3 protein-coding genes are annotated in these 3,852 nt (G+C 71.5%); all 3 read right to left on the reverse strand.

All coding sequences use genetic code 11. The annotated features are described in order from the left end of the window. Nucleotides 1–155 precede the first annotated feature (155 nt). Nucleotides 156–1,118: a nitroreductase gene (locus tag AB0M20_RS31320; RefSeq protein ID WP_364303935.1), complete on the reverse strand. Its 963-nt coding sequence runs from the start codon at nt 1,116–1,118 to the stop codon at nt 156–158. 85 nt (nt 1,119–1,203) lie between these two features. Continuing rightward, nucleotides 1,204–2,913 (reverse strand): GAF domain-containing sensor histidine kinase, encoded by a 1,710-nt coding sequence (locus AB0M20_RS31325; RefSeq protein WP_364303937.1) that lies wholly within the window; start codon nt 2,911–2,913, stop codon nt 1,204–1,206. Between the two features lie 70 nt (nt 2,914–2,983). Continuing rightward, nucleotides 2,984–3,852: universal stress protein (locus AB0M20_RS31330; protein WP_364303936.1), on the reverse strand; the 869-nt coding region annotated here is incomplete at its 5' end.

Raw genomic sequence — 3,852 nt, forward strand, 5'->3', positions numbered from 1 at the left:
GTCGGCGGTGGCCGGGTAGCGAGCGGCGGCGGTCATCGTCCTCACGTCCTTTCGATGTTTGCTTACATCTCTATTGAGCCCTGTCGCTGCCCGTCGCGTGAGGGCCGCCGTACCGGTTGCCATGGGACTTTCGTCCTGTCCGGATCGGGACTCGATCAGTCGAGGACAACGTCGTCGAGGGGGCGTCGCTCGGTGGACGGCCCGACCAGGCCGTAACCGATGCGCAGGGTCATCTGCGGCACGCCGCGACGGCTCAGCGAGCGGCGCAGCTGGTCGCGGGCGGCGGCCACCTCGATGGGTTGCGACAGCATCGAGCTGGACAAGCCGGCGTCGGTGAGAGTGAGGAGCACGCGCTGCAGGGCCTGACCGGCCTGCAGCTGGTCGGCAGGCCAGTCGCCCGCCGCGCCGAGCACGGCGACCAGCGGCTCGGGCTCGTAGTCGCGTCCCGTGGCCCGGGGGCGGGTGCCGAAGGGGCGCTGGGGCAGCAGGTCGTGGGGTTCGGGCAGGGGTCCACCGGCAGTGACCGGAACGCCATCCATCGCCCCGTCGGCATGCGCCCAGGACGAAAACTCGGCCTGGTAGCCGACATCGCGCCGGAGCACACGGTCCGCGCTGCGGGCGATCTCCGAGAAGCCGGACAGGGCGGTCATCCCGACCAGCAGGTCGAGCCAGCAGCCCTCCTCGCGGGCCGCCTCGATCAGGCGCACCCGGATGTCGGTGGGTACCGGCTCGGGCAGGAATGGCCGCCGATTGCTGTGCCGGCGAGGAATCGCCGCGTACAGATCCCGCTCGGCATACGAAGGCTCGCGGGGTTCGTCCGGAGAAAGATGAGCCATCACGTCCGGCCCGGCGCCCCGCGGCAGCAGGGCGACCTGCGCCGGGCGACCGGCCGCCGCGAGCGCGAGCCGGGCGTTGAAGACGGCGGCGCCGCAGGCGATCCGCACCGCCCACCCGCCGCGGTCGGCCACGTCGAGACGGCGCGAGGGGTCGGCGAGCACATCGATTCCCCCGTCGCGGAGGCGGAACTGCCAGGGCTGGCTGTTGTGCAGTGACGGCGCGCGGATCGCGGCACTCGCGGCGCGCCGCAGATCGGCGTCGTCGTAGCGGGCAGCTGACATGGCGGGTACCTCCGATTCGGGTCTCTGCTCACGGTGCCGTGTGCCGGGGCATCGCGTTCAGGGCCGAAAGACCCGATCCGGACGGTCAGTCGCCGATCGGAACCTGCCAGACCAGCAAGGTCCCGGGCCCGGACGCTCGCGGGCCGACCTCGAAGGTGCCGCCCAGATCGGCGGCGCGCTCGCCGAGATTGACGAGCCCTCCCCGGGCCTCCGCCGGATCGGCGCCGACACCGTCGTCCTCGACCGAAAGCGTGAGCCTGCCGTCCGCATACCGCACCGAGATGCGCGCCGACGATGCCTGCGCGTGACGCGCGACGTTAGCCAACGCCTCGCGTAACACCGCGAGCACTTCGGGCACCACGTCTTCGGGAACGGCGCTGTCTACCGGCCCGGACACGTCCAGGTCGGGACGGAATCCCAGCGTTTCCGCCGTCGCGTCGACGGCCTCGCGCAACTCCGTCCGCAAGGTCTTACCGGCCGGAGTGCGCAGCTCGAAGATCGACCGCCGGATGTCGCGGATGGTCGCGTCCAGGTCGTCCACGGCGGAGTTGATCCGCTTCGCCGCATCCGGTCGCAAGGCCTGCGGCGCCACACCCTGCAGGTGCATGCCGGTGGCGAACAGGCGCTGAATGACGACGTCGTGCAGGTCGCGGGCGATCCGCTCCCGATCCTCCAGCACCAGCAGAAGCTCCCGCTCCTCCTGCGCCTGCGCTCGCTCGAAGGCGAGCGCGGCCTGCCCGGCGAAGATCGACAGCAGCGCGGCGTCGCTCTCCCAATCCGCCCGGCCCTGGCCCGGCACGACGATGAGCACCCCGTGCAACGTGTCGGATCCGGCCAGCGGCGCCGCCATGGCGGAGCGGTCGGGCACCGGGCCCGGCCAGTCGGCGATCGCCCGCAGGTCCTCGACCACCCGGTACTTCTCCTTGCCGAACTGCTCGGCAGCGTCCGTGTCGACCGGCAGCAACTTGCCGACCAGCTGCGCTGTCCGCGGGTCGGGGCCGTCGGCCACCTCGATGGTGTACCGGTGCTGCTCCTCGTCATAGAGCATGACGAGCACCAGGTCGGCGTCGGCCACCTCGCGCGCCCGGCGGGCGATCAGCCGCAGGGCCTCGGTCCGCCGGACCGTACCCAGCAGCACCGAGGTGATCTCGGCGGCGGCCGACAGCCAGCGCTCACGGCGCTGCGCCAGCTCGAAGAGCCGGGCGTTGTCGATCGCCACCCCGGCCGCGGCGGCAAGTGCCACGACGATCTCCTCGTCGTCGTCGCTGAAATCGTCGGCGCCCACCTTCTCGGCGAGATAAAGATTGCCGAAGATCTGGTCGCGGGTGCGGACCGGGACACCGAGGAAGCTGTGCATCGGCGGGTGATTCGGGGGAAAGCCGAAGGAGTTGGGATGGCGGGTGATGTCCGGCATCCGCACGGGCCGCGGCTCGGTGATCAGCAGGCCCAGCACGCCGCGGCCCCTCGGCAGGTCGCCGATCGCGGCGTGGGTCTCGGCATCGATGCCGTGTGTGATGAAGTCGGAAAGCCCTCGCCGATCAGGCCCGATCACACCGAGCGCGCCGTATCGCGCGCCGACCAGCTCGCACGCCGCCTTGACGATGCGCTGCAATGTGCTGCGCAGATCGAGGTCGGAGCCGATGCCGACCACAGCGTCCAGCAGCGACCGCAGCCGCTCCCGGCTGGTGACGATGTCACCCACCCGGTCGAGCATCTCCTGCAGCAGCTCGTCGAGGCGTACCCGGGACAAGGGAGTGAGGCCCAGCGATGGGGGTTCCGTGCGCTTCTCGTCCATCGACCCCGCCACCCGGACAGGCTAACGCGGCTGTGGCGGAGCAGGAACCCGGTCCGCCACAGCCGCCTTGTCACGCACCGGGCATCTCACGGACGACCGCAACCGTCGTCGGGGAGCGGTGCAGCAGGTGCTGGCTGACCGACCCGAGCAACATGCCGCGTACGGCGCCTCGCCCGCGCGTCCCCACGACCACGAGCTGGGCGTCCTTCGCCTCCCTCGTCAGTGCGTCGGACGGGTGCTCGGCGACGAACTCACTGGTGACCTCGACACCGGGATACTTCTGCTGCCAGCTGCGGACCAGCTCCTGCAGCGAGCGAGCCCCGCCCTCGATGAGCTGCTTCGCCACCACCGGCCGTTCCTCCCAGACCCCCAGGGCGAACGTGCCGGCCCGGATGACCCGCAGCGGGACGCCGCGCGCCGCCGCCTGCTCGAACGCGAAGCGGAGCACCGGCTCGGCGCGGGGGGAGTCGTCGACGCCGGCGACCACGGGCGCGTCGGACGCCGGAACTTCCCGGACCACGATCACCGGGCAATGCGCATGGGCGGTGACCGCGACGCTGACCGATCCGACGCTGGCGAGTGCGCTGTGACCGCGGCTGCCGAGCACGATCATGCTCGCTGTGCTGGAGCGGTCGATCAGCGTGAGGGCGGCCGGGGCGTGCAGAGTGGAGACGTGGGCGCGCACCCCGGGATGGCTGAGCCGCGCGGCGGCGACGGCCTCGTTGAGCATGCCGTGGATGGCGCGGTCGGTCTCGCCGTCCGGCCAGACGGAAGTAGCGGGGACCATCGAGGCGGCCGGAGCCCAGGCCGGCCACTCGTAGGCGTAGAAGAACTCCACGGCGGCCCCCGTCCGATCGGCCTGGTCGAGCGCCCAGGCCGCGGCGACCCTGGCGTCGGGTGATCGGTCGTAGCCGACGATGATTCGTTTGGCGGTCATGG

The organism is Actinoplanes sp. NPDC051633 (assembly GCF_040681735.1).
Classification (GTDB): domain Bacteria; phylum Actinomycetota; class Actinomycetes; order Mycobacteriales; family Micromonosporaceae; genus Actinoplanes.